We start from the raw sequence: 24,933 nt of genomic DNA on the forward strand, positions 1-24,933 counted from the left end.
GCGCACCCCCTCGCCCCTGCCCGCGGACACCCCGCTGAGCGCCCCCGGGCCGTGGCTATCATCGCCCGATGGACCAGCCCCCGACCGGCCGAGGACGCCCGGCGCGCATGCCCCGCGCGCTCCGCCGCGCGCAGGTGCTGGCGATCGCGCAGGAGCTGTTCACGTCCGAGGGCTTCCACCACGTCTCGATGGACGACATCGCCGACCGCGCCGAGGTCAGCAAGCCGGTCCTGTACCGGCACTTCCCGTCCAAGCTCGACCTGTACCTCACCGTCGTCGACGCCCGCGGGGACGAGCTGCTGTCCGCCGTCGACGCGGCGGCGGCGACGCACCCGCCCGGCGAGGTCCGCCCGCACGACGCCCGCGCCATCCTCACCGGGGTCGTGCGCGCGTACGTCGACTTCGTGGACGGTGCCGGGGAGTCCTCCGCCCTGCTGTTCGAGTCCGACGTCCGGCACGACCTCGAGGTCCGCGCCCGGGTCGAGCGGGCCACCGCGACCATCACCCGCCGCCTGCAGTCGGTCCTGGCCGAGGTGGCGGGCGTGCCGCCCGAGACGGCGGCGCTGCTCGCGCCGTCCGTCGCCGCGATGGCCCAGGCGGCCGCCACCCGGCGGCTGCGGTCGCCGGACGGCAGCTCCGCGCGCGACACCGCCACGCTGGTCGCGCGCCTCGCGTGGGGCGGCGTCGCCGGCTTCGTCCCGGAGGGCGCCGAGCCCGGTCCCGGACCGCAGGACGTGTCCACCCAGGGCGAACGCGGGCCGCTCGACGGTCCGGCGGACGCCCGCCCGGCCTAGGATGACCGGGCAGCGACACCACGGACGAGGAGACGACGAAGCGTGGACATCACGATCGGTGTGCAGAACCTTCCCCGCGAGCTGGTGATCGAGTCGGACCAGACGGCCGACGAGGTCACCACCGCCGTCACCGAGGCCCTCAACGGCAAGCCGGTGCTCGAGCTGACCGACAACCGGGGCCGGCGCGTGATCGTGCCGTCCGCCTCGATCGGCTACGTCGAGATCGGCACGGAGTCGAAGGGCCGCGTCGGCTTCGGCGCGATCTGAGCCCCACCCGCAGACGCGACGACGCCCCGCACCGGGATCCGGTGCGGGGCGTCGTCGTGCACGGGGCCGCGGGGACGGGGTCCTCCCGGGCGCGGGGTCTTCCCGCGCGCGGGGTCCTCAGGCCGTCAGGCCCAGGCGGGACATGCGGCGGGTGTGCTCCGCGGTCAGCTCGCCGAACAGCTTCGCCGGGGCCGTGCCGTCGGCGCCCGGCGCGGCGGCCTCGTCCTCGACGGCGGGCGCGGCGGCCGGCTCCTGCGCGGCGCGGCGCGCCTCCGCCTCGCGGCGGGTGACCAGGCGGCCGAGGCCCGGGTGCGCGGACATGGCCTGCTGCACGACGCCGAGCGCCTCACCGACCAGCCGGCGGCCCCACAGCGCGAGCCGGGACACCAGCACCTCGTCGTGCGCCCCGGCGGCCTCCAGCTCGCCGACGGCCAGGTTCGCGTGCGCGGCGTCGTCCAGCACCTCGAGCAGCAGCGCGCGCGACCGGTCGTCGACCGCGGAGGCGGCGATGCGGCAGAAGTCGTCGGACACCCCGTCGGCGACGTAGGAGCGGAGCAGCCGCTCCCACCACGTGCTCGGCTGGGTGCGGGAGTCGAAGTCCTCGAGCAGCCGGGCGTAGGCGCCCAGGCAGCGCTCGGGCTCGCCGCCGAGCTCCACGACGCGGGCGAGCACCCGGTCGCGGCGGTCGACCGCGGCGGCGGCCAGGCGGCTGAGCTCGAGCTGCTGGGCGGTGCTGGGGGCGACGCGCGCGTCCTCGGCGAGCCGGTTGAACGCGACGTGCTGCAGATGGGCGACCAGCCCGAGCAGCTCGACGGTGTCGGCGGCCTCGGGGGCCTGCTGCTGGGTGTCGTGAGCGACCTCGGTCATCCGCCCAGGGTAGCGCCGCCACCCCCGGTCGGCTCTCGCCGGGCCCCTGGGCCCGCGGTTAGGATGGTCGGAGCTGAGGGACACCGGACGCGACCTGGAGGCGGGGAGGCGCGTCGCCCGTCTCGTGCACCCGGAGGGTCCCTCGTGTCCGCCCTGAACGCCTACGCGCGCCTGTTCCGCCTGGCCGGTCCGGCCTACGTCGTCGTCGCCTTCCTCGGCCGCCTGCCGATGGCGATGGCCCAGCTGGGCACGCTGCTGCTCGTCTCCACCGCCACCGGCGCCTACGGCCTCGGCGGCCTCGCGGCGGGGGCGCTGGCCGTCGCGAACGCCGTGGGCGCGCCGGTCGCCGGCGGGCTCGCCGACCGGTTCGGCCAGCGCCCCGTCGTGCTCGTCCAGTCGCTGGCGGGCGCGGCGTCGCTCGCCGCGCTGACCCTGCTGGCGCACGCCGGGGCGGGCGGGGCCGCGCTGGTGGCGGTCGCCGCGGTCACCGGCCTCGCCCTGCCGCAGGTCGGCCCGCTCGCCCGCGTGCGCTGGCGGCCGATCACCGCCGGCACGGGCCACGAGCAGCGCCGGCTGGTCGACGCGGCCTTCTCCTACGAGGGCGCCGTCGACGAGGCCTCGTTCGCGATCGGCCCGGCGCTGGTCGGCGTCGTCGCCGTGTGGCTGTCCCCCGCCGGCGCGCTGGTCACCGCCGCCGTGCTGCTCGCCGTGTTCGGCACCGCGTTCGCGCTGCACCCCACGGCGCGCCGCACGGCGACCGGGCCGCACGCGCGCCCGGCCGGCCGCCTGCTGACCCCGGCCTTCGCGGTGCTGGTCGTCGCCCAGGCCGCGGTCGGCGTGCTGTTCGGCGCCACCCAGACCGGCACCACCGTCCTCGCCACCCAGGCGGGCCAGCCGGGGCTGGCGGGCCTGATCCACGCGGTGCTCGGCGTCGGCAGCGCCGCGGCCGGCATCGGCACCGCCTTCATCCCGGCCCGGATCGGGCACGAGCGCCGGGTGCTGGTGGCCGCCTGCGCGCTGGTCGCGCTGTCCTGGCCGCTGCTGCTGGTCGACTCGCTGCCCGCGCTCACCGCCGCCGTCGCCGTGCTGGGCTTCGCGGTCGCGCCGTACATGATCGGCGTGTTCTCCCTCGGCGAGCGCGTCGTCCCCGCCGGGCGGACCGGCGCCGCGATGACGGCCCTCGCCTCGGCGACCGGCGTCGGCTACGCGCTCGGGTCGAGCATCGCCGGACGCCTGGCGGACGCCTCCGGGCACACCGCCGCGTTCGCGGTCACCGTGGCGACGACCGTGGTCGCGCTGCTGGTGGCGGCGACGCAGCAGCGGCGGCTCGCGGCCGCGGTGCGCGCCGCCGGGCCCGCCGCGGAGCCGGCCTCGGGCGTCCCCGGGGACGCCGCGGCGGAGCCCGCCCCGTCCGCGCCCGTCCGCGGCTGACGCCGCCGGTCCCGCCCGTCGCCGCGCCGCCGGGCCGCCCGGGCGCGTCTCCGGGCCGCCCGGCGCGCCGCCCCCGCCACCGCCTCCCGGCGGTGCGGGCGGCCCTGCGCGTATCATCGGACGTGTTCATCGGTTGCCCGGTCGTCCCGACCACGGTGCGCCGAGCGAACCGCGGCGCCCACGGCGCCCGGCCCGCTCTCGACTGACTTGCACGATCGGCTGCCGGACCACCCGTGGCGATGCCCGTCGCGGACCCCCTCGCGGGTCGCGACGCGCCGCACGCCACCTTCACGAGTGAAGAGCAGTCCGTGACCTCGACCGACCCCAGCACCACCGACGCCCTCGCGCCCGAGGACGTGGCGGTGGAGACCATCGACACCCCGACCGCCGCCTCCGTGCAGGCCGCCGACGTGACCTTCGCGGACTTCGACGTCCGCCCGGAGATCGTCCAGGCGCTCGCCGACGCAGGCATCAGCACCCCGTTCCCCATCCAGGCGATGACCCTGCCCGTGGCGCTGTCCGGCCACGACATCATCGGCCAGGCCAAGACCGGCACCGGCAAGACGCTCGGCTTCGGCGTCCCGCTGCTGCACCGCGTCGTCGCCCCCGGCGAGGACGGCTTCGACACCCTCCCCGCCCCGGGCAAGCCGCAGGCGATCGTCATCGTCCCCACCCGCGAGCTCGCGGTGCAGGTCGCCGGCGACCTGGAGACGGCCTCCAAGCGCCGCTCCGTCCGCATCGCCCTGCTCTACGGCGGCCGCGCGTACGAGCCGCAGATCGAGATGCTGCAGCGCGGCGTCGAGGTCGTCGTCGGCACCCCGGGCCGCATGATCGACCTGATGAACCAGGGCCACCTGGACCTGTCCCGCATCAAGTGCGTCGTGCTCGACGAGGCCGACGAGATGCTCGACCTCGGCTTCCTGCCGGACGTCGAGAAGCTGCTCGCCCGCACCCCCGCCTCGCGGCACACCATGCTGTTCTCGGCCACCATGCCGGGCGCCGTCGTCGCGATGGCCCGGCGCTACATGACGCAGCCCACGCACATCCGCGCCAGCGAGCCGGACGACGCGGGCCAGACCGTCAAGAACATCAAGCAGGTCGTCTACCGCGCGCACGCGCTCGACAAGGTCGAGGTGCTGTCCCGCATCCTGCAGGCCGAGGGCCGCGGCCTGACCATCGTGTTCGCCCGCACCAAGCGCACCGCCGCGAAGGTCGCCGACGAGCTCGTCGAGCGCGGGTTCGCCGCCGGCGCCCTGCACGGCGACCTCGGCCAGGGCGCGCGCGAGCAGGCGCTGCGCGCGTTCCGCAACGGCAAGGTCGACGTCCTGGTCGCCACCGACGTCGCCGCCCGCGGCATCGACGTCGACGACGTCACCCACGTCATCAACTACCAGTGCCCCGAGGACGAGAAGACCTACCTGCACCGCACCGGCCGCACCGGCCGCGCGGGCAACAAGGGCACCGCGGTCACGTTCGTCGACTGGGACGACGTGCCGCGCTGGGGCCTGATCGACAAGGCGCTGGAGCTCGGCTTCCCGGAGCCGCAGGAGACGTACTCCTCGTCGCCGCACCTGTACACCGACCTCGGCATCCCCGAGGGCACCACCGGGCGCCTGCCGCGCTCCAAGCGGACCCGCGAGGGCCTGGACGCCGAGGTGCTCGAGGACCTGGGCGAGACCGGCAAGCGGCACTCCTCGGGCCGGGACTCCGGGCCGCGCGACGGCGGCCGCGGCGGCCGGGACTCCGGCGGGCGCGGGGGCTCCCGCGACGGCGGGCGCGGCGAGGGCCGCGGGCGGTCCGAGGGCGGCGCGCGGTCCGAGGGTGGCGAGGGCGGGCGCTCCCGCAGCCGCCGGCGCGGCGGCCCGGGCTCCGACGCCGGGGACGCGGTGGCGGCCGAGGGCTCGACCGGGCCCGCCGAGTCGACCACCGGCCCCGCCGAGGGCCGCGAGGACGGCGCCGCCCCGCGCCGTCGCCGCAACCGCCGGCGCACCCGCGGCGGCCGCCCGGGCGGCGAGGGCGAGTCGGCCCCGGCCGCTCCCGCGGAGGCCTGAGCCTCCCGACGCACGACGACGAGGGCGCCCCGGCCACCCGGCCGGGGCGCCCTCGCCCGTCCCGGCACGCTCCGCTCCGCGCCGAGGTCGAGGGGTTCCGGCGAGGTCGAGGGGTTCCGCGGGGGTCTCAGCGGCAAACGCTCGACCTCGGCGCCCGCGACCGGGCTACGCCGGCGTGGCGTCGGCCGTCGGCGGGGCCGGGGTCGTCGCCAGCGCCCAGCGGATCACGCGGGTGATCGCGTGCCCGCCCGCCGGGGCGAGCGTCGCGTCCAGCCACGGCACGTCCGGGAGCCCGAGCGGTGCGCGCGCCGCCCGCGGCAGCCCGGCGATCGCCGCGGCCGCCAGCACCCCGTACGGCAGCCGGACCGGAACGGGCAGCGGCGGGTCGGCGAGCAGGAACTCGGCCGCCTCCCGCGCCTGCCGCGTCCCGCGCAGCTCGGGCAGGTACGAGTCGAGCGCCGCGTGCAGCCCCGCCGCCGTCTCGGGCAGGTCCTCGGCCCCGAGCGCGCGCCCCACCCGCGCCGACTGCGCCACGTAGGCGTCGCAGCCCGCGGCGTCGAGCGGCCGCGCCCCGTAGCGCTGGTGCGCGGTCAGGAACGCGTGCGCCTCCGTGATGTGCACCCAACGCAGCAGGTGCGGGTCGGAGGCGGCGTAGGGCTCGCCGTCCTCGGTCACCCCGGTGACCCGCTCGTGGATCGCCCGCACCGTCGCGACCGCCTGCTCGGCGTGCTCCGCGGTGCCGAACGTCGTGACCGCGAGGAACGTGCTGGTGCGCTGCAGCCGGCCCCAGGGGTCGCCGCGGTAGCCGGAGTGCGCCGCGACGGCCGCCATCGCCAGCGGGTGCCAGGACTGCAGCAGGAGCGCGGTCAGCCCGCCGACGAACATCGACGCGTCGCCGTGCACCCGTCGGATCGCGTCGTCCGGGCCGAACCAGCGCGGGCCGGGGGTGAGGTGGATGCGGTCGCGCACCTGCGGGCCGCGCGGGCCGGCGACGCGGGCGAACAGCTCGTCGCCGAGCCGCCCGCGCAGGGACGAGGTGGGGGTGCTCACGCGCCGATCCTCACCCCGCGGGCGCCCGACGGCGACCGGGCGGCACCCCGCCGACGACCGGCGCTCGCCGCCCCGAGCGCGACGCCCGCCCGGGCACTCGGTGATGAACGCGACCGCGCCGGCACCCGGCGCTACGCCGCCTTCACGAACGCCGTCACCGCGTCCGCCACCAGCTGCACCGCGATCGCCGCCAGCAGCAGGCCCGCGATCCGGGTCACCAGCGTCGTCCCCGAGTCGCCGAGCAGCCGGTGGATGACCCCCGCGAACCGCATCGCGAGCCACAGGCACACGTGCACCAGCACGATGCCCACCGCGATCGCCACCCAGTCGGCGAGCGTCCCGTCGCTCTGCTGCACGAACACCATGACCGCGACGATCGCGCCCGGCCCGGCGAGCAGCGGCGTCCCGAGCGGCACCAGCGCGACGTTGACCTTGGAGTTCCCGGACGGCTGCGGCTCCTCGGACTTGCCGGTCAGCAGCTCCATCGCGACGAGCAGCAGCAGGAGGCCGCCGGAGGCCTGGAGCGCGGGCAGCGAGATGTGCATGTACGACAGCAGGCTCTGCCCGAACACGGCGAACGCGAGCACGACGCCGAACGCCACGAAGATCGCCTGCCGGGCGGCCCGGTTGCGCTGCTGCCGGGTCATCGTGCCGGTGAGGCCGAGGAAGATCGGCACGGTCCCGGGCGGGTCCATGATGACGAACAGGGTGATGAAGACCTCGGAGAGGAGTCGCCAGTCGAGCACGGCGCTCATGCGCGCACCACCGCCGTGCGCCCCCGGCGCTCGATCTCGGCGAGCACCTCCGGCGCGGTCGTGTTCTCCCCGAGCACGTTGTCCTTCCCTGTTCCGTGGTAGTCGCTCGACCCGGTGACGAGCAGCCCGAGCCGGTCGGCGAGCGCGGCGAGCCGGGCGCGCTGCTCCGGCGTGTGGTCGCGGTGGTGCACCTCGAGCCCGGCCAGGCCGGCCTCGGCGAGCTCCTCGATCGCGGAGTCGGGCACCACCCGCCCCCGCCCGTCGGCGCCGGGGTGCGCGAACACCGGCACGCCGCCGGACGCGAGCACCGCCTCGACGGCCTCGACCGCCTCCGGCGCGTAGTAGGGCACGTAGTACCGGCCGCGGGCGGACAGCAGGTCGGCGAACGCGGCGGTCCGGTCCGGGACGACGCCCAGCGCCACCAGCGCGTCGGCGATGTGCGGGCGGCCGACGACGGTGCCGGGCTGCTGCTGGGCGAGCACGTCGTCCCAGGTGATCGGCAGGTCCTGCGACAGCCGCTCGACGATCGCGCGGCCGCGGTGCAGCCGCGCGTCGCGGGTCTGCGCGATGACGCCCGCGAGCGCCGGGGCGGCCGGGTCCTGCAGGTACGACAGGAGGTGCACGCTGACGCCGCGCGACAGGGCGGACACCTCGGTGCCGGGGACCAGGGCGACGCCGAGCCGGCGGGCGGCGTCGGACGCCTCGGCCCAGCCGGCGGTGGTGTCGTGGTCGGTCAGCGCGACGACGTCGAGCCCGGCCGCGGCGGCCGACGCGACCAGCTCCCCCGGGGTCTCGGTGCCGTCGGAGACCGACGAGTGGGTGTGGAGGTCGATGCGCACCGCGCAAGGCTACTCACCGGTAGGGGCCGGACCTGCGCACAGGCCCCCGGGGCCGGCCGCGGTGCCAGACTGGACCCATGGCCACCGACCCCACGCCCGAGACCCCCGCGCCCGCCCTGTCCGAGCCCGCCGAGGGCGAGCAGACCCTCGCCGACCGCGGCTCGAACCGCAGCCAGCGTCCCCAGTCCGCCGCGTTCCTCGACTGGGTCACCTCCGGCTGGGCCGAGCGCCCCGCGAGCAGCGCGGTGCCCGGCGACGCCGCCCCGTTCACCGCCGCCCGCCGCGCGCGCCTGGCGGCCGCGTTCCCGGGTGAGCGCCTGGTGGTCCCGGCCGGTGCGTACAAGGTGCGGTCGAACGACACGGACTACCGGTTCCGCCCGCACTCCGCGTTCGCGCACCTGACGGGCCTCGGCGCCGAGCAGGAGCCCGACGCCGTCCTGGTGCTGCACCCCGCCGCCGACGGCGAGGGCGACGAGCTGCCCGGCGGCGGCCGGTCGACGCACCACGCCGTGCTCTACATGCGCCCGCTCGCCGGCCGGGACACCGAGGAGTTCTTCTCGGACGCCCGGTACGGCGAGTTCTGGGTCGGGCCGCGCCCGACGCTCGAGGACATGGCGACGGTCACCGGGATCACGACCGCCCACAGCGACGACCTGCGCGACGCGCTGGCCAAGGACGCGGGCGCCGACGGCGTGCGGGTGCTGCTCGTGCCGGGGGTGGACGAGGCCGTCGAGGCCGTGGTCGAGGAGATCCGCGCGGCGCAGGACGCCGGGGAGCGGGACGCCGCGCTGGTCGAGGCGCTGTCCGAGCTGCGGCTGGTCAAGGACGAGCACGAGGTCGCCGAGCTGCGCAGCGCCGTCGCCGCGACCGCCGAGGGCTTCGCGGAGGTCGTCCGCCGGCTGCCCGAGGCCGTCGCGCACCGCCGCGGCGAGCGGGTCATCGAGGGCACGTTCCTGTCCCAGGCGCGGGTCGAGGGCAACTACGTCGGGTACGAGACGATCGCCGCCGCCGGCCCGCACGCCACCACGCTGCACTGGACCGACAACGACGGGCAGGTCCGCGCGGGCGAGCTCGTGCTGATCGACGCGGGCGTCGAGGTCGACTCGCTCTACACCGCGGACGTCACCCGCACGCTGCCGGTGGACGGCAGGTTCACCGAGGCGCAGCGCCGGGTCTACCAGGCCGTGCTGGACGCCGCCGACGCCGCGTTCGCGGTCGCCGTCCCGGGCAACCGGTTCCGCGACGTGCACGCCGCCGCGATGGAGGTCATCGCCGCCCGCCTGGACGAGTGGGGCATGCTGCCCGTCCCGGCCGCCGAGGCGCTGACGCCCGAGGGCCAGCAGCACCGCCGGTGGATGGTGCATGGCACGAGCCACCACCTCGGCCTCGACGTGCACGACTGCGCGCAGGCCCGCCGCGAGATGTACCTGGACGCCGTGATCGAGCCCGGCATGGTGTTCACCATCGAGCCCGGGCTGTACTTCCAGGTCGACGACCTGCGGGTGCCCGAGGAGCTGCGCGGCATCGGCGTGCGGATCGAGGACGACGTGCTGGTGACGCCGGACGGCAACGAGAACCTGTCGGCCGCGCTCCCCCGCCGGCCGGAGGACGTCGAGGCGTGGATGGCGGAGCTGCTGGCCCGCTGACCCGCGGACGCACGACGGCCCGGGTCCCCCTCGCGCGAGGGGGACCCGGGCCGTCGGACGTCAGTCCTGCTTCTCGGGTCCGGGCTGCCCGGGCTCCGGCGACGCCGGCGGCTGCGGGGCGGCGGCCGGCGGCTGCGGCGCGAGCTGCCCGTAGCGGGGCTCCGCCGGCGGCTGCGGCGCGAGCTGGCCGTACCGCGGCTGCGTCGGGGGCTGCCCGGGGGCGGCCGGCGGCTGGGGCGCGCCCGGCTGGCCGGGCGCCGCCTGCGGGTACGCCGCGGAGGGGTCGGACGGCCGGGCGCCCATCGGGTGGGCGGGCGGCACCGGGGTGGCCGCGCCGACCCGGACGCCGCCGACCTCGCGCAGCATCTGCCGGGCGTCGTGCGCGCGCTCGGCCCGGCACAGCACCGCGTACTGCGCGGCGACGATCTGGCTCTGCGAGGTGAAGTCCCGCTTGCCGCGGCTGGTGGCGTAGACGAGCACCGCGAGCAGCAGGCCCGCCGCGCCGCCGAACAGCACGGCGGCGAGCAGGATGCCGGACGACCCGCCGGCCATGAGGAACAGCAGGCCGATGAACACGCCGAACCAGGCGCCGGACCCGAAGCCGCCCATCGCGACGCGGGCGTAGGTCAGGCGGCCGGTGACGCGCTCGACCATGCGCAGGTCGGTCCCGACGATCGTCACCATCTGGACCGGGAACTCGTGGTCGGAGAGGTGGTCGACGGCCTTCTGCGCCTCGAGGTACGTGCCGTAGGACGCGACCGTCTCACCCTGGGGCAGGGTGGGCGTCTGGGGGATGCGGGCACCGCCGGAGAACGACATGCGTCCATCCTCGCCCCCCGGAGGCCCCCGGCGCCAGGCGGCACGGCCGGTACGCAGGGGTTTCGTGGCCCGCGTCCAGCCTCCGGCCAGGGACGCGCCCGGCGCGCGGCCGCCGCCGGACCACCCGCGTCGCGGCGCGCTGCCCGGTGGCCCGGCGTCTACGCTGACCACCGTGAGCGGCACCGGGACCCGAGTCTTCGTCGCGCGCCTCGCCGGCACCAACGTCTTCGACCCCATCGGCGACCAGGTGGGACGGGTGCGCGACGTCGTCGTGCTGCTCCGCCCCAAGGGCGCCCCCCGCGCGGTCGGCCTGGTCGTCGAGGTGCCCGGCAAGCGCCGCGTGTTCCTGCCGCTGACGCGGGTGACCGCGATCGACGCCGGCCAGGTCATCTCGACCGGCCTGGTCAACATGCGCCGGTTCGAGCAGCGCCCGTTCGAGACCCTGGTCGTCGGCGAGCTGTTCGACCGCGCCGTGCAGCTGGCCGACGGCTCCGGGGCGGCCACGGTCGAGGACGTGGCGATCGAGCGGCAGCGCAACGGCGACTGGCTGGTGGCGAAGGTGTTCGTCCGCAAGGACACCGGCCGCGGGGGCCTGCTGCGCCGCCGCGGCGTGCCGGAGCTGCTCGACATCGACGAGATCGCCGGGCTCGCCCGCACGGCCGCCGACGCGCAGGGCGCCGCGCTCCTGCTCCAGCAGTACGACGAGCTCAAGCCGGCCGACCTGGCCGACGTGCTGCACGACATGGGGTCGACCCGGCGGATGGAGGTCGCGGCCGCGCTGGACGACGAGCGGCTGGCCGACGTCCTGGAGGAGCTGCCGGAGGACGACCAGGTCGCGATCCTGTCGCACCTGGAGCGCACCCGCGCCGCCGACGTGCTCGAGGCCATGCAGCCCGACGACGCCGCCGACCTGCTCGGCGAGCTCCCGGACGAGCAGCAGGCCGAGCTGCTCGCGCTGATGGAGCCCGAGGAGGCGCGGGACGTCCGCCGGCTGCTGGCGTACGAGGACAACACCGCGGGCGGCCTGATGACCACCGAGCCCGTGGTGCTCGGCCCCGAGACGCCGATCGCGGCGGCGCTCGCCCACGTGCGCCGCAAGGACCTGACGCCCGCCCTGGCGTCGATGGTGTTCGTGGTGCGCCCGCCGCTGGAGACGCCGACCGGCCGGTTCATCGGGGTCGTGCACCTGCAGCGCCTGCTGCGCGAGCCCCCGCACGAGGCCATCGGCGCCCTGGTCGACACCGACATCGACCCGGTGCCCGCCGACGCGCCCCTGCTCGCGGTGACCCGCCGGCTGGCGACCTACGACCTGCTCGCCATCCCCGTCGTCGACGAGGAGCGCCGCCTGCTCGGCGCGGTCAGCGTCGACGACGTGCTCGACCACCTGCTGCCCGAGGACTGGCGCGAGACGGACGAGGAGGTGCAGCCCGTCCCGACGGGCGAGGTGCCCGCCGTGCGCGCCGCCCGCGGCGGCCCGACCCCGAGGGGAGGCCGCCGTGGCTGACCGTCTCGACACCCCGAAGACCGCGCGTCGCAGCCTCCTGCCGAAGCTCGAGGACGACGCGTTCGGCAAGGTCTCCGAGGGGATCGCCCGGTTCATGGGCACCCCGCGGTTCCTGCTCTGGCTGAGCCTGTTCTGCGCGGCCTGGCTGGTCTGGAACTCCTGGGGCCCGGAGGCGCTGCGGTTCGACAAGGCCGCGAACGGGTTCACCGCGCTCACGCTGATGCTGTCGCTGCAGGCGTCGTACTCCGCGCCGCTGATCCTGCTCGCGCAGAACCGGCAGACGGACCGCGACCGGGTGCAGGCCGAGCAGGACCGGCAGCGCGCGGAGCGGAACCTGGCGGACACCGAGTTCCTGGCCCGCGAGATGGCGGCGCTGCGCATCGCGCTGTCCGAGGTCGCCACCCGCGACTTCGTGCGGTCGGAGCTGCGCAACCTCCTCGAGGAGCTGGTCGAGGAGCGGGAGGCCGCGGAGGACGACGCCGCGGACGCGGCTCGCGACCCGGCCGCACGGGACCGGGTGGACCGCGGGCGCGCGGACCGGGCGCGCGACCGGGACCGCCGCGCCACCGCCGAGGAGCGCGGGCGCACCCCCGCCGGCTGAGTCCCGGGACCCGGTCCCGGGTGCCGCCCGCGGCCGCGCCTACGATGGACGACATGTCGCCCGCCCTGGACACCCGCGATCCCGAGGCCGTCGCCGCCGCCGTGCGGGAGGCCCTCACCCGGGTGGTCGACCCGGAGATCCGGCGGCCGATCACGGACCTCGGCATGGTGCGGTCGGTCGACGTCGACACCTCGCCCGCCGCCGGGGCGCTCGTCACGGTCGGCATCGACCTGACCACCGCCGGCTGCCCGCTGCGCGACACCATCACGAGGGACGTCACCGCGGCGGTGCAGGCCGTCGAGGGCGTCGCGGACGTGCGGATGGCGCTCGGCGTGATGAGCCCGGAGCAGCGCGCCGCGCTGACCGAGCGGCTGCGCGGCGGCGCCGAGCCCGTGATCCCGTTCAGCAAGCCGACCTCGCTGACCAAGGTGTTCGCGGTGGCGTCCGGCAAGGGCGGCGTCGGCAAGTCGTCCGTGACCGCGAACCTGGCGGTGGCGATGGCCGCCGAGGGCCTGCGGGTCGGCGTCGTGGACGCCGACATCTACGGCTTCTCGATCCCGCGGATGCTCGGCGTGACCCAGCCGCCGACCCGGGTCGACGAGATGCTGCTCCCGCCGATCGCGCACGAGGTCAAGGTCATCTCGATCGGCATGTTCGTCCCGCCGGGCCAGCCCGTCGTGTGGCGCGGCCCGATGCTGCACCGGGCGCTCCAGCAGTTCCTCGCGGACGTCTTCTGGGGCGATCTCGACGTGCTGCTGCTCGACCTGCCGCCCGGGACCGGCGACATCGCCATCTCCGTCGCGCAGCTGCTGCCCGGCTCGGAGCTGGTCGTCGTGACGACGCCGCAGCTCGCCGCGGCCGAGGTCGCCGAGCGGGCCGGGTCCATCGCCACCCAGACCCGGCAGGGCGTGGTCGGCGTGGTCGAGAACATGGCCTGGCTCGAGCAGCCCGACGGGTCGCGGCTCGAGCTGTTCGGCTCCGGCGGCGGCGCCCGCGTGGCCGAGGGGCTGTCCCGGTCGACCGGCACCACCGTGCCCGTGCTGGGCCAGGTGCCGCTGGACATCCGGCTGCGCGAGGCCGGCGACGGCGGCACGCCCGTCGTGCTCACCGACCCGGACTCCCCCGCCGCCGTGGCGCTGCGCGGGGTGGCCTCGGCGCTGACCGCGCGGTCGCGCGGGCTCGCGGGGCGGTCGCTCGGGCTCACGCCCGTCGGGCGCTGACGCCACCCGGTCGTCCCACCACGGGTCCGACCGGCACCCGCCCCCGGTCGGACCCGGACCCCCGCGCGCCCGCTCGCCGTCCGCCCGGGGGCGGACCCCGGTCGTCCGTGCGCCCGAGCCGCGCGTGCCGCGACGCGACCGCCCCGTCGCCCCTCCGGCCGACCCGGGGCCGGGCGATCTCAGGGGCGGTCCCGGGTCGACCCCCGATGTGCCGCACCCCGGCCTCCCGGCAGTGTTCTCGACATCGCAACCGACCGAGGGAGAGATGACGATGGACGGGATCTACGGCTTCATGTGGCGGCACGGCCTGGTCCGGCCCCAGGAGGGCCGGGTGCTCGGCGGGGTGTGCGCGGGGCTCGCCCGCCGGGTGGGCATCGGCGCGTGGCCGATGCGCTGGCTCGCGCTGATCGTGCTCGTGCTGCTCCCGGGCACGCCGGTGCTCCTCTACCCGCTGCTCTGGGTCCTCGTGCCGCACCAGGCGTGGGTCGAGCGGTGGCACGGGCCCGAGGCGTACGCCCGGGCGTTCCCGTCGGCCCCGGCCCCGGCGGCCGCCTGAGACCGGCGTCGTGCCGTGGGCGTCCCTCCGGTCCGCGGCACGGCTCCTGCGGCCCGACGGCGCGCTGCAGCACGGCTGACCGCCGACCGACCTCGGCGTGTTGGTTCCTGTGCGGTCCTGGTGGATACTGTCGCGGTGCTCGCCAGCCAGCGTCAGGACCGCATCCTCGCGGAGGTGCGCGCCCACGGGGCCGTCCGGGTCGCCGACCTCGTGGAGCAGCTCGACGTCTCCGAGATGACCGTGCGCCGCGACATCACCGAGCTCGACCGCGCCGGTCTGGTGCGCCGGGTGCACGGCGGTGCCGTCGCCGCGGACGGCGGGGCGGGGCGCCCGACCGACGAGCCCGGCTTCGCGGAGAAGAGCACCTGGGCGACCGCCGAGAAGCGGGACATCGCGGCCCTGGCCGCCGGCACCCTCGAGCCGGGCCAGGCCGTCGCGCTGTCGGCCGGCTCGACCGTGCACCTGCTGGCGCAGCGGATCGCCGCCGACCCGGCGCTGCGCCCGCTGACCGTCGTCACGAACTCGCTGCCCGTCGCCCGGACCCTGCACGACGCCGCGGCCGCGCCCGGCGGTGCCGGGCTCGACGTGATCCTCACCGGGGGCAGCCGGACGCCCTCCGACGCGCTCGTCGGGCCCGTCGCCGACACCGCGCTCGCGACGCTGCGGGTCGACCGGCTGTTCCTCGGCGTGCACGGGCTCGACGAGTCCGGTCTGATGACACCGAACCTCGCCGAGGCCGCCACGGACCGCGCGCTGCTGCGCTGCGCCGCCGCGGTGACGGTGCTCGCCGACCACACGAAGTGGGGCGTGGTCGGGCTCGCCCGCATCGCGTCCCTGGAGGAGGTGGACGTCGTCGTCACCGACGCCGGCCTCCCCGAGCCCGCCCGGGCGGTGCTGGCCGACGCCGGCTGCACCCTGCTCACCCCGACCGACCACCAGCCCGAGGAGCGATGACCCGCATGGAGCAGCAGCACGAGACCACCCCGGTCTGGGTCGGGGCCTGGGAGCCCGCCGCCGGGGCCGAGCGCGTGCGCGCGCTGTTCGCCGAGCGGTTCGGCGCCGAGCCGGACGGCACCTGGTCCGCACCGGGCCGGGTCAACCTCATCGGGGAGCACACCGACTACAACGGCGGGCTCTGCCTGCCGTTCGCGCTCCCGCACCGCACGTACGTGGCCGTGCGCCGCACGGACGGCGACACCGTTCGCCTGGTGTCGGCGCAGGAGAGCACCGGCGTCCGCGAGGTCGCGCTGCCCGAGGTCGCCCCCGGCACCGTGGGCGGCTGGCCCGCCTACGTCGTCGGCGTGGCCTGGGCGCTGCGGGAGGCCGGGCACGCGGTGGGCGGCTTCGACATCGCGGTCGACTCCTGCGTGCCGTACGGAGCGGGCCTGTCCTCCTCGGCGGCGCTCGAGTGCGCCGCCGCCGTCGCGCTCGACGCGCTGTTCGGACTGGGGCTCGCCGGCACCGCGGACCAGCCCGACGACGCCGGGCGCGCCGCGCTCGCCGACGCCTGCATCCGCGCGGAGAACGAGATCGCCGGCGCGAGCACCGGCGGCATGGACCAGGCGGTGTCGCTCCGCGCCCGCGCCGGCCACGCGCTGCTGCTCGACTGCCGCGACGGGTCCACGCGGCACGTGCCCTTCGACCTGTCGGCCCACGGCCTGGCGCTCCTCGTGATCGACACCAAGGCCGAGCACGCGCTGGTCGACGGGCAGTACGCCGCACGGCGCGCCGCGTGCGAGGAGGCCGCCTCCCGCCTCGGCATCGCGACGCTGCGCGAGATCGACCTGGACGGGCTCGGCGACGCGCTCGCCGCGCTGGCCCACGGCACCGGGCCGGTCGGCGAGGGCCGCGACGAGGTGGAGGTGCTGGTCCGCCGCGTCCGGCACGTCGTCACCGAGATCGCCCGGGTCGAGGAGTTCGTCGGACTGCTCGACGACGGCCGGGTCGAGGAGGTCGGCGCCCCGATGGACGCGTCGCACGCCTCGCTGCGGGACGACTACGAGGTGTCCTGCCGGGAGCTCGACGTGGCGGTGGAGGCCGCCCGGGAGGCGGGCGCCCTCGGCGCCCGGATGACCGGCGGCGGCTTCGGCGGCTCCGCGATCGCCCTGGTGCGGGCGGGCGAGGTCGACGCCGTGGCGGCGGCCGTCGCGGCGGCGTTCGCGGCCGAGGGGCTGCACGCGCCGGCGTTCCTGGTCGCGACCGCGAGCGCCCCGGCGGCCTGACGCGCGCGGGGGCCCGCTACTGCCGCGGGAGGCGGCCCGCGTCCTCGTGCAGGGCGAACAGGACCGAGTAGGGCCGGCCGCCGGGGGTCGGGCGGCGCTCGGCCAGCTCCGTGAAGAACGCGTCGACCCGGGACATCAGCTCGTCGTGCTCGTCGGCGCTCAGGCGCACGCCGAGCCGGGTCATCCGCACGGAGTCCGGGTCCGCCTCCGCGACCTCCTCGACGAACGTGGACAGCATGAGCTGCCACTTGCCGGGGAAGTCGGGTGCGCGCCAGGACTTGCGGGTGGCGCGGTACGGGACCTCGCGGGAGCCGCGCGCGCCGCGGCGCACCGGGTCGGCGGCGAGGAAGCCCCGGTCGACCAGGGTGCGGACGTGGTGCAGCACCGTCGCGGGGTTCTTGCCCAGCCGGTCGGCGATCTCGCGGTTGGTCAGCGCGTCGTCGAGGCACATCCGCAGGATGCGCAGCCGCAGCGAGGAGGCGAGGGCGCGCGCGTCGGCGTCGAGCTCGGCGGGGTCGGCCCCCGCGTCCGGGCCGCCCCCGCCGTCCGGCGCCGGCGGCGCCCACTGCGGGTCCGGGTCGCGGTGCGGGGTCGGGGCCATGCCGCGATCCTAGCAACCGATTGACTTTTCCCAATCAGTGGCGCCACCCTGGAGCCATGTCGACCCCCGCCCCCGCCGGACCACCGCTCGGCGCCGCCGGCCCCGCGGCACCGGACCCGCCCGCGAAGCGCCGCTCGCTCGCCCGGCACCCGGACTTCCGCCGGCTCTGGGTGGGCGACGCGTTCGGGCAGCTCGGCTTCCAGCTGACGAGCATCGCCCTGCCGGTGCTCGCGGTGCGCGACCTGGACGCCACCGAGTGGCAGATGGGCCTGCTCACCGCCGCCGAGACCGCCGCGTTCCTGGTCATCGGCCTGCCCACCGGCGCCTGGGTCGACCGGATGCGCAAGCGCCGGGTGCTCGTCACGGCCGACCTGGTGCGCGCGGCGACGCTCGCCGCCGTGGTCGTCCTGTCCCTCACCGGCCACGCCTCCATGGCGGTGCTGTACGCGGGCGCGCTGGTGATGAGCGTCGCCACCGTGTTCTTCGACGTCGCGCACCAGTCGTACGTCCCGGGGCTCGTCGGGCTCGCGCACATCGGCGAGGGCAACGCCAAGCTGCAGGCGACCCAGTCGGTCGCGGGCGTCGCGGGCCCCGCGCTCGGCGGCGCGCTGCTCCGGGTGGTGGTCGCGCCCGTGCTGCTCGCGGTCAACGTGGTGACCTACCTCGTGTCGGCCCTGGCGCTGTCCCGGATCCGGAAGGTCGAGGAGCTGCCCCCGCGGGAGCACCGGCGCCCGCTCAAGGACGAGATCGCGGAGGGCTTCGGGTTCGTCGTCCGGCAGCCGCTGCTGCGCCGGATCGTGGCCTGCACCGCGATCGGCAACCTGTTCACCGCGGCGGCCGGGGCCGTCACGGTCATCTTCGCGCTGCGGACGCTCGGCCTGGACGAGGCCGCGTACGGCACCGTGCTGTCCGCGTCGGCGGTCGGCGGCCTGCTCGGCGCGGTCGCGTCGGACCGGCTGGTGCGCTGGTTCGGCGAGGGCCGGGTGATCCCGCTGTCCGCGCTCGCCTTCGCCCCGGGCGCCGCGCTCACGCCGCTCGCCGCGGTGCTGCCGTTCCCGCCCCAGGCCACGCTGATCGCCGGCGGCGCGCTGTTCTTCTTCGCCGTCGTGGTCTACAACGTCGCGCAGGTGAGCTTCCGGCAGCGGGTGTGCCCGCCGCCGCTGCTGGGCCGGATGAACGCCTCGGTGCGGTTCATCGTGTGGGGCACGACGCCCATCGGCGGGCTGCTCGGTGGCTGGCTCGGGCACTCCTACGGCGCGACGCCCACGCTCTGGGTCGCCGCCGCCGGCTCGGTCCTGGCGGCCCTGCCGGTGCTGCTGTCGCCGCTGCTGCGGATGCGCGAGCTGCCGGGGGCGCCGGCGCCGGAATGACGCGTTCCCGCACGTCAGGAGGATGCCCGGTTTGAGTTGCTTCGGGCATCTTGGGCAGAGTGGGGTCCGTGATCCGCCTGCTGCTGTCCGCCGTGATCGGGTTCTTCGTCGCCTCAGTCGCCCTGCGCGTCGCCGGCCTGGACGACGGGTGGGAGTGGGCGTTCGGCGCCTCGCTCGGGATCATGGTCCCGCTGATGGTGATCACCTCGATCGGCCGGTCGTTCGCCGGTTCGCGGTCCGCGCGGCCCCAGGACGTCGAGGCGGCGCTCCGCGAGAACCGGGTCAGCCTGGCGAAGGTCCTGGAGACCCGCGCGACCGGGACCTCGATCAACGACCAGCCGCTGTGCGAGATCCGGCTCGTCGTCGCGTCCCGCACCCGCCCCGCGTACACGACGACCACCCGGACCGTCGTCAACCTCGGGCGGCTGCCCGGCCTCCAGCGCGGCGCCGTCGTGGTGGTCGCGCAGCTCGACGCCGAGCGGCCCGACGTCGCGCTGCTGGACCCGCCGCCCGCCGGCTGGCAGGAGATCGCCGACCGGGACACGCACGTCGGCGGCCTGCCCGAGGCCCCGGTCTGGGAGGCGCCCCCGGCGCCGGGACGGGACCGGCGCGGCCTGCTCCGCATCCCCGCCGTGCTGTTCCTCGTCGTCGCGCTCGTCGGGTTCGGCGCCCGCGTGTGGCCGGTCCGGGACGCGGCGCTCGACCTCGTGCAGGGCACGCCCCTGGAGGAGGTCCGCGCCGAGGCCCAGGAGGTCGTCGAGACCGAAGCGCCCCCCGTGTACGACGTGTTCGTGGCGGCGCAGACGCGGCAGGTCGTGGACGACCTGGTGGCGGTCGCCGGCGGCACCCAGTTCACCGAGCTCGCGATGTACCGGGAGTACGTCGTCTCGGAGGCGCCCACCACGCCGGGCGCCCCGACCACGGACCAGTACAACTGGCGCGACGGGAAGGCGACCCGCGAGGGCGCCGCCACCATCCAGCCCGACCCCGCGGAGCTGCCGGACGAGCTGTTCGACGTCACCACGGTCGACTGGTCGCTCGTCGAGCCGCTCGTGGCGCAGCTGCCGGAGCTCACCGGCATCGCCGACCCGCAGGGGGCGGGGGTGCTCGTCCGGCGCGCGACGGACGTGAACGTCACCACCCCGGTCGAGTTCCACCTGTCCCTCAGCGACGACTACTACGACGCGTACCTCACCGCCGACGCGACCGGGGCGGTCGTGTCCATGCACGGCGGGCACCCGGACTCCCCGTCGGCGGCCTGGGAGGCGGCGCACGGCGGGTGACCGCGCGCGCCCCGGGGCACCGGCCCCGGGGCGCACCGTTGCGGCGCGCGTCAGACGTCGTACGTGACGACCACCGGGGCGTGGTCGCTGAACCGGGCGTCGTACGTCGCGGCGCGGTCGATCTCCACGCTCCGGGCGCGGTCGGCGAGCGAGGGCGTCGCCAGCTGGTAGTCGATCCGCCAGCCCGAGTCGTTGTCGAACGCCTGCCCCCGCCAGGACCACCAGGTGTACGGGCCGGGGCCCTCGCCGCCGTGCTCGCGGCCCAGGTCGCGCCAGCCCTGCTCGTCGAACCAGGTGTCGAGGTACGCGCGCTCCTCGGGCAGGAAGCCCGCGGCCTTGCGGTTGCCCCGCCAGTTCTTGATGTCGACCTCGCGGTGCGCGATGTTGAGGTCCCCCGCCACGACGACGTCCGCGCCCTCGCCCGCCAGCTCCGCGAGCCGCTTGGTCATGACGTCGAGGAAGGCGTACTTCTCGTCCATCTTGGGGGTGCCCGCCTGGCCCGAGTGCACGTAGGCGGACACGACCGTGAGCACCCGCTGCTCCGCGCCGTCGGCCGCCGGCAGCTCGAGGTCCGCCTCGACCCACCGCCCGCTGTCGGCGGGCACGCCGGTGCCGATCCCGATCCGCACCGCGCGCATCGGCAGCCGCGAGGCGATCGCGACGCCGGCGCGGCCCTTCGTCTCGCTGGCCTCGTGCGCCAGGTGCCACTCCCCCGCGGCGAGGTGGTCGGCGAGGATCTCGTCCGAGGCGCGCACCTCCTGCAGGAGCAGGACGTCCGGCCGCCGGGCCTCGATCCAGCCGGCCATGCCCCGCTTGAAGGCGGCCCGGATCCCGTTCACGTTCGCAGTCGCTACCGTCAGCACGCGGACCATCCAACCCCATGCCACCGACACGCACGGACGGGCCGGCCCGTGCTCACCCGCCGTCCGGTGCCCGCCCGGCCGCGCGGGCCTCGGCCCGGGCCACCACCGCCGCGACGCCGTCGAGCATCAGCCGCAGACCCCAGTCGGGCCGCCCCTCGTCGTCCTCGGCCTCGGCGTCGTCGAACGCCCCGGCGGCCAGGGCCTGCGCGAGCACGGGGTGCTCGCCGGGGTCCGTCACGGCGCGCAGCAGCGACGCGTAGTCCACCAGGGCGGGGTGCCCCGCCGTCGACCCGCCGGCCGGGGTCTCCCCGCCGCCCGCGGCCGCCGCCGCCCCGGCCGCCCGCGCCGCCTGCGCCTCGGCCGCCACCACCTGGCCCTCGGCGAGCACGTGCAGGGACAGCCGCCCGACGACCGCGGTCTTCTCCGGCCAGCTCAGCGGCGTGCCGTCGAGGGCCCGCAGCCCGCGCTCCAGGAACGCCACCCGCGCCGGACCCGGGAGGGCGGCGGCGGCCGGGGTCTGCACGGCCCACGGGTGCCGGCGGGCGAGGTCGAGCTGGTCCGCGCACCAGCGCTCGAGCGCGGCGCGCCACGCGGGCGCGCCGCCGGGGCCCGGGCCGCCGGGGCCCGCGTCGCCCGGGCCCGCGTCGCCCGGATCCGCCTCGCCCGGGGCCTCCTCCCCCGCGCCGGCCACCGCCTCCGCCAGCGCGGCGTCCAGCATCACCGCGAGCAGGTCGTCCTTGCTCGACACGTACCGGTACAGCGCCATCGTGGTGACGCCGAGCCGCTCGGCGACCCGGGCCATCGACACCGCCGCGAGCCCGTCGGCGTCCGCGAGCGCGATCGCCGCGTCCGCGATCCCGGCGAGCGTCAGCCCCGGCCGCGGGCCGCGCCGTCCGACGGGCGCCGGCCGCCACAGCACGGCGAGGCCCGGCGGGAGGTCCGGCCCCGGCTCCTCGTCGCCCGGCTCCTGCGCCGCGAGCGCCCGCAGCCGCGCCCGCTCGACCTGCCGGGCGGCGCGCTGCGCGGCGAGCCGCGCGTCGAGCGCCGCCTTCTGCGCCTCGCGCTCGGCGCGGTCGGCCTCGCGCTCGACCTCGCGGACCGCGCGCTCCTGCTCGGCGCGCAGCCGCTCGGCCTCCTTCTGGGCGCCGCGGGCGGCGCGCTCGCGGTCGCGCTGCGCCTTCTCGGCGTCCCGGCGCGCGCGCTCCCGGTCCTTCTCCGCCCGGGCGGCCTCCTTCTGAGCGGCGCGCTCGGCCCGCTCGCGGTCCCGGCGCAGGGCCTCCGCGTGCTTGCGCGCGGCGGTGCCGTGGGTCGGCAGCGCGTCCGGGCCGGCCGGGTGCTCGTCGTCGGGCTGCATCGGGCTCCTTGACCGTGGGCGGATCAACTGTGTACAACATACACACCGCACCATCCGTGTACGACGTAGACAGAAAGGAGCCGGCGATGGACGCTCCGATGATCGAGACCCGGGCACTCCGCAAGGCCTACGGGTCGACCACCGTGCTGACCGGCGTCGACCTCGCGGTCGGCAGGGGCCAGGTGCTCGGCCTGCTCGGCCCGAACGGCGCGGGCAAGACCACCACCGTCGAGGTCCTCAGCACGCTGCTGCGCCCCGACGGCGGCACCGCGACCGTCGCCGGGCACGACGTCGTCCGCGAGCCCGACCGGGTCCGCGAGGCGATCAGCCTCACCGGCCAGTACGCGGCCGTGGACGAGCTGCTGACCGGTCGGGAGAACCTGCGGCTGATGGCCCGGCTCGCCCACCTCCCCCGCGCCGCCGGGCGCGCCCGCGGGGACGCGCTGCTCGAGCTGTTCGACCTGGTGGACGCCGCCGACCGGCTGGTCCGCACCTACTCGGGCGGGATGCGGCGCCGCCTCGACCTCGCGGTCGGTCTGCTGACCCGGCCCGCCGTGCTGTTCCTCGACGAGCCGACCACGGGGCTCGACCCCCGCAGCCGCTCCGACCTGTGGGCCGTCATCCGCGACGTCGTGTCCGGCGGCGCCACGGTGCTGCTGACCACGCAGTACCTGGACGAGGCCGACGCGCTCGCCGACCGGGTCGCGGTGCTCGACCACGGCCGGGTGATCGCGCAGGGCACCGCGCCCGAGCTCAAGAGGCAGGTCGGCGCCGCCCACGTGGAGCTGCAGCTGGCGGGTGGGCGCGCCGAGCGGGTGGCCACCGACGCGTCCGTCGCCGACGTGCGCCGGATCCTCGCCGACGTGGAGGCCCGCCGCCTGCCCGTGGAGTCCTGGCGCGTCGCGACACCGACCCTCGACGACGTGTTCCTCACGCTCACCGGCCGCCCCGCCGAGGCCGCGCCCGCCGACGCCGCCCTGCTCGTCGGGGAGGCGTCGTGACCGCCACCGCCACCGCCGTCGGGCCCGCCCGCACCACGACCCGCCCGCCCGCCGGCGGCTGGGCGCTCCGGGACAGCGCCGCGATGATCGGGCGCAGCCTGCGCCGGTCGCTGCGCACGCCCGACACGCTCATCATGGGCATCGCCCTGCCGGTGATCCTCATGCTGCTGTTCGTCTACGTGTTCGGCGGCGCCATCCAGACCGACCAGGCCGCCTACGTCGACTACGTCGTGCCGGGCATCATCCTGCTGTGCGCGGGCTACGGCGCCGCCACCACGGCCGTCTCCGTCGCCTCCGACATGACGGGCGGGCTGATGAACCGGTTCCGCACCCTGCCCGTGCGGCCCGTCGCCGCGCTGACCGGGCACGTCGTCGAGTCCGTCGTCCGCAACGCCGTGTCGACCGCCCTGGTGGTGGGCGTCGCGTACCTCACGGGGTTCCGGCCGACCGCCGGCCTGGGCGAGTGGCTGCTCACCGCCGGGCTCGTGCTGCTCTACGTGCTCGCGCTGACCTGGACGGCCGTGTGCATCGGCATGGTGTCGTCCGGCCCCGAGGCCGCCAACGGGTTCACGTTCGCGATCATGTTCCTGCCGTACGTGTCCAGCGCGTTCGTGCCGCCGGAGTCGATGCCGCGGGTGCTCGAGGTGGTCGCCACGTACCAGCCGGTCACGCCGGTGACCGACACGGTGCGCGCGTGGCTGGTCGGCGCGCCGGGCGGCCAGCCGCTCGTCGCCCTGGCGTGGTGCGCGGGTCTGCTCGTCGTCGCGCGGCTGACCGCGGCCTGGCTGTTCCGGCGGCGCGCGACCCGCTGAGGGGGCGGAGCCCCCGGGGACCGTCGGCGCGCGCGGCCGGCGGTCCCCGCCGTCACAACGGGACGCCGAGCCGGGCCGCCAGCCGCCCGGTGTCCGCGCGGTGCCGCGACCCGCCGGCCCGGTACTCGAGACACCACAGCAGCTGCTGGACCGCGGTCCGGTCGTCCCCGTCCGCGTCCGCGGGCGAGCCCGGCATCGCGTCCCACAGCGCCGCCCGGGCCGCGTCCGCGTCGACCGGCCCGGCCCACGCGCTGTCCCAGTCGAGCACCGCCGCGAGCGCCCACCCCGGGCCGGCCGGCCGCACGAGCACGTTCGCGTGGTGCAGATCGCCGTGCACGAGCACCGCCCCGTGAGCCCCGTCGAACAGCGCCCCGTGCCGGTCGAGCGCCCGCTCGGCGGCCCGGAGCCGCCACCCGGCGGGGACCCGGGCGCGGGTCCGCCGGAGCAGCGCGTCCCGCTCGCCCGCCGGCGGCTCGCCCAGGTCGCCGAACCCCGGCTGCGCGACGCCGCGCAGCCGCTGCAGCACGTCGACCAGCGCACCGAGGACCACCCGGCGGCTCCCGGCGTCCGCGCCCGGGTGCACCTCGGACCACCGGCTCCCCGCGACGTGCTCGGTCACGTGCACCTGGGTGCCGCCCACCACCCGCGCCGCGACCGTCCGGGGCACCGGGACCCCCGCGCGGCGCGCGGCCTCCTGCGCGCGCGCCGCCCGCAGCAGGTCGGGCGTGCCGCCCACGGGCGCGGACTTCAGCACCAGCCGCTCGCCGCCCGGCCCCGTGACGGCGCGCACCGTCGCGCCGCCGTCGCCCGCGAGCACGGCCGTCGTCCGCGCACGCGGCCCGAGCACCGCAGCGAGCACCTCGTCCACGGCCCCTCCTCCCGCCGAACCCATCGTCGCAGCAGCGCGGCGGACCCGGGCGGCGCCGCGACGCGCCGACGGTCGTCCCCAGGTCCGGGCCGGGGGGATGACCGCGGGCGTCCGCGGTGGTGGGATGGGGTGCATGACCCTCCCTCCCCCGGCCCGGAC

General features: G+C 77.0%; 24 protein-coding genes. 15 read left to right on the forward strand and 9 right to left on the reverse strand.

The window, feature by feature from the left end; genetic code table 11:
• The first annotated feature begins 68 nt into the window (after nt 1-68).
• Both MHY85_RS11365 and MHY85_RS11370 read left to right on the forward strand, forming a co-directional pair.
• On the forward strand, nt 69-794 hold the full coding sequence (locus MHY85_RS11365) for a TetR/AcrR family transcriptional regulator (protein ID WP_239196385.1): 726 nt from the start codon (nt 69-71) through the stop codon (nt 792-794).
• A gap of 42 nt (nt 795-836) precedes the next feature.
• Nucleotides 837-1,061, forward strand: a complete 225-nt coding sequence (locus MHY85_RS11370; RefSeq protein WP_158374302.1) for a DUF3107 domain-containing protein — start codon at nt 837-839, stop codon at nt 1,059-1,061.
• 117 nt (nt 1,062-1,178) lie between these two features.
• On the opposite strand, the gene MHY85_RS11375 is transcribed toward MHY85_RS11370, so the two are convergent.
• Nucleotides 1,179-1,928 (reverse strand): ferritin-like fold-containing protein, encoded by a 750-nt coding sequence (locus MHY85_RS11375; RefSeq protein WP_239196387.1) that lies wholly within the window; start codon nt 1,926-1,928, stop codon nt 1,179-1,181.
• A gap of 144 nt (nt 1,929-2,072) precedes the next feature.
• Between MHY85_RS11375 and MHY85_RS11380 the strand changes: the two genes are divergently transcribed.
• Together MHY85_RS11380 and MHY85_RS11385 are read left to right on the forward strand one after the other, a co-directional pair.
• Nucleotides 2,073-3,359, forward strand: a complete 1,287-nt coding sequence (locus MHY85_RS11380) for an MFS transporter (protein ID WP_239196389.1) — start codon at nt 2,073-2,075, stop codon at nt 3,357-3,359.
• Between the two features lie 308 nt (nt 3,360-3,667).
• Nucleotides 3,668-5,410, forward strand: a complete 1,743-nt coding sequence (locus MHY85_RS11385) for a DEAD/DEAH box helicase (RefSeq protein ID WP_374233475.1) — start codon at nt 3,668-3,670, stop codon at nt 5,408-5,410.
• 165 nt (nt 5,411-5,575) lie between these two features.
• Here MHY85_RS11385 and MHY85_RS11390 read toward each other — a convergent pair whose 3' ends face one another.
• From MHY85_RS11390 to MHY85_RS11400, 3 genes are all read right to left on the reverse strand, one after another.
• Nucleotides 5,576-6,460: an oxygenase MpaB family protein gene (locus MHY85_RS11390; protein WP_239196391.1), complete on the reverse strand. Its 885-nt coding sequence runs from the start codon at nt 6,458-6,460 to the stop codon at nt 5,576-5,578.
• Nucleotides 6,461-6,591: 131 nt separating this feature from the next.
• Nucleotides 6,592-7,215, reverse strand: coding sequence for a MarC family protein (locus MHY85_RS11395; protein WP_239196393.1), 624 nt, complete (start codon nt 7,213-7,215; stop codon nt 6,592-6,594).
• Entirely contained in the window at nt 7,212-8,054 is an 843-nt protein-coding gene (locus MHY85_RS11400) for a PHP domain-containing protein (protein ID WP_239196395.1), read from the reverse strand. The genes MHY85_RS11395 and MHY85_RS11400 overlap by 4 nt, the downstream gene beginning before the upstream one ends.
• A gap of 77 nt (nt 8,055-8,131) precedes the next feature.
• On the opposite strand from MHY85_RS11400, the gene MHY85_RS11405 reads away from it, so the two are divergent.
• On the forward strand, nt 8,132-9,700 hold the full coding sequence (locus MHY85_RS11405) for an aminopeptidase P family protein (protein ID WP_239196397.1): 1,569 nt from the start codon (nt 8,132-8,134) through the stop codon (nt 9,698-9,700).
• A 60-nt stretch (nt 9,701-9,760) separates the two neighbouring features.
• Here MHY85_RS11405 and MHY85_RS11410 read toward each other — a convergent pair whose 3' ends face one another.
• Nucleotides 9,761-10,519, reverse strand: coding sequence for a general stress protein (locus tag MHY85_RS11410; RefSeq protein WP_239196399.1), 759 nt, complete (start codon nt 10,517-10,519; stop codon nt 9,761-9,763).
• A gap of 172 nt (nt 10,520-10,691) precedes the next feature.
• Here MHY85_RS11410 and MHY85_RS11415 point away from each other — a divergent pair, with 172 nt between their 5' ends.
• The 6 genes from MHY85_RS11415 to galK all read left to right on the forward strand — a co-directional run bounded on the left by MHY85_RS11415 (nt 10,692) and on the right by galK (nt 16,622).
• The gene (locus MHY85_RS11415; protein ID WP_239196401.1) at nt 10,692-12,023 is read left to right on the forward strand and encodes a magnesium transporter MgtE N-terminal domain-containing protein; all 1,332 of its coding nucleotides are present in this window, start codon (nt 10,692-10,694) and stop codon (nt 12,021-12,023) included.
• Nucleotides 12,016-12,624 (forward strand): DUF1003 domain-containing protein, encoded by a 609-nt coding sequence (locus MHY85_RS11420; protein ID WP_239196403.1) that lies wholly within the window; start codon nt 12,016-12,018, stop codon nt 12,622-12,624. Before MHY85_RS11415 ends, MHY85_RS11420 begins: the two co-directional genes overlap by 8 nt.
• A 53-nt stretch (nt 12,625-12,677) precedes the next feature.
• Entirely contained in the window at nt 12,678-13,844 is a 1,167-nt protein-coding gene (locus tag MHY85_RS11425; protein ID WP_239196405.1) for an Mrp/NBP35 family ATP-binding protein, read from the forward strand.
• A gap of 265 nt (nt 13,845-14,109) precedes the next feature.
• A complete protein-coding gene (locus MHY85_RS11430; protein WP_239196407.1) occupies nt 14,110-14,400 on the forward strand; it encodes a PspC domain-containing protein in 291 nt (96 codons plus the stop codon).
• A 135-nt stretch (nt 14,401-14,535) separates the two neighbouring features.
• On the forward strand, nt 14,536-15,354 hold the full coding sequence (locus MHY85_RS11435; protein ID WP_239196409.1) for a DeoR/GlpR family DNA-binding transcription regulator: 819 nt from the start codon (nt 14,536-14,538) through the stop codon (nt 15,352-15,354).
• Between the two features lie 5 nt (nt 15,355-15,359).
• The gene (galK, locus tag MHY85_RS11440; protein WP_239196411.1) at nt 15,360-16,622 is read left to right on the forward strand and encodes a galactokinase; all 1,263 of its coding nucleotides are present in this window, start codon (nt 15,360-15,362) and stop codon (nt 16,620-16,622) included.
• Nucleotides 16,623-16,638: 16 nt separating this feature from the next.
• Here galK and MHY85_RS11445 read toward each other — a convergent pair whose 3' ends face one another.
• A complete protein-coding gene (locus tag MHY85_RS11445) occupies nt 16,639-17,223 on the reverse strand; it encodes a helix-turn-helix domain-containing protein (protein WP_239196413.1) in 585 nt (194 codons plus the stop codon).
• A 56-nt stretch (nt 17,224-17,279) separates the two neighbouring features.
• On the opposite strand from MHY85_RS11445, the gene MHY85_RS11450 reads away from it, so the two are divergent.
• Both MHY85_RS11450 and MHY85_RS11455 read left to right on the forward strand, forming a co-directional pair.
• A complete protein-coding gene (locus MHY85_RS11450; RefSeq protein WP_239196415.1) occupies nt 17,280-18,593 on the forward strand; it encodes an MFS transporter in 1,314 nt (437 codons plus the stop codon).
• Between the two features lie 68 nt (nt 18,594-18,661).
• Complete coding sequence (locus tag MHY85_RS11455) at nt 18,662-19,876, forward strand: hypothetical protein (RefSeq protein WP_239196417.1); 1,215 nt, start codon at nt 18,662-18,664, stop codon at nt 19,874-19,876.
• 50 nt (nt 19,877-19,926) lie between these two features.
• Here MHY85_RS11455 and MHY85_RS11460 read toward each other — a convergent pair whose 3' ends face one another.
• On the reverse strand, nt 19,927-20,739 hold the full coding sequence (locus tag MHY85_RS11460; protein WP_239196419.1) for an exodeoxyribonuclease III: 813 nt from the start codon (nt 20,737-20,739) through the stop codon (nt 19,927-19,929).
• A 52-nt stretch (nt 20,740-20,791) separates the two neighbouring features.
• Nucleotides 20,792-22,093, reverse strand: coding sequence for a TetR family transcriptional regulator (locus tag MHY85_RS11465; protein WP_239196420.1), 1,302 nt, complete (start codon nt 22,091-22,093; stop codon nt 20,792-20,794).
• A gap of 86 nt (nt 22,094-22,179) precedes the next feature.
• Here MHY85_RS11465 and MHY85_RS11470 point away from each other — a divergent pair, with 86 nt between their 5' ends.
• Together MHY85_RS11470 and MHY85_RS11475 are read left to right on the forward strand one after the other, a co-directional pair.
• Nucleotides 22,180-23,094, forward strand: coding sequence for an ATP-binding cassette domain-containing protein (locus MHY85_RS11470; RefSeq protein WP_239196421.1), 915 nt, complete (start codon nt 22,180-22,182; stop codon nt 23,092-23,094).
• Nucleotides 23,091-23,906: an ABC transporter permease gene (locus tag MHY85_RS11475; RefSeq protein ID WP_239196422.1), complete on the forward strand. Its 816-nt coding sequence runs from the start codon at nt 23,091-23,093 to the stop codon at nt 23,904-23,906. Before MHY85_RS11470 ends, MHY85_RS11475 begins: the two co-directional genes overlap by 4 nt.
• Nucleotides 23,907-23,958: 52 nt before the next feature.
• Here MHY85_RS11475 and MHY85_RS11480 read toward each other — a convergent pair whose 3' ends face one another.
• Nucleotides 23,959-24,774, reverse strand: coding sequence for a phosphotransferase (locus tag MHY85_RS11480; protein ID WP_239196423.1), 816 nt, complete (start codon nt 24,772-24,774; stop codon nt 23,959-23,961).
• Nucleotides 24,775-24,933: the final 159 nt, after the last annotated feature.

It is taken from the genome of Cellulomonas sp. ACRRI, assembly GCF_022346185.1.
Lineage (GTDB): Bacteria > Actinomycetota > Actinomycetes > Actinomycetales > Cellulomonadaceae > Cellulomonas.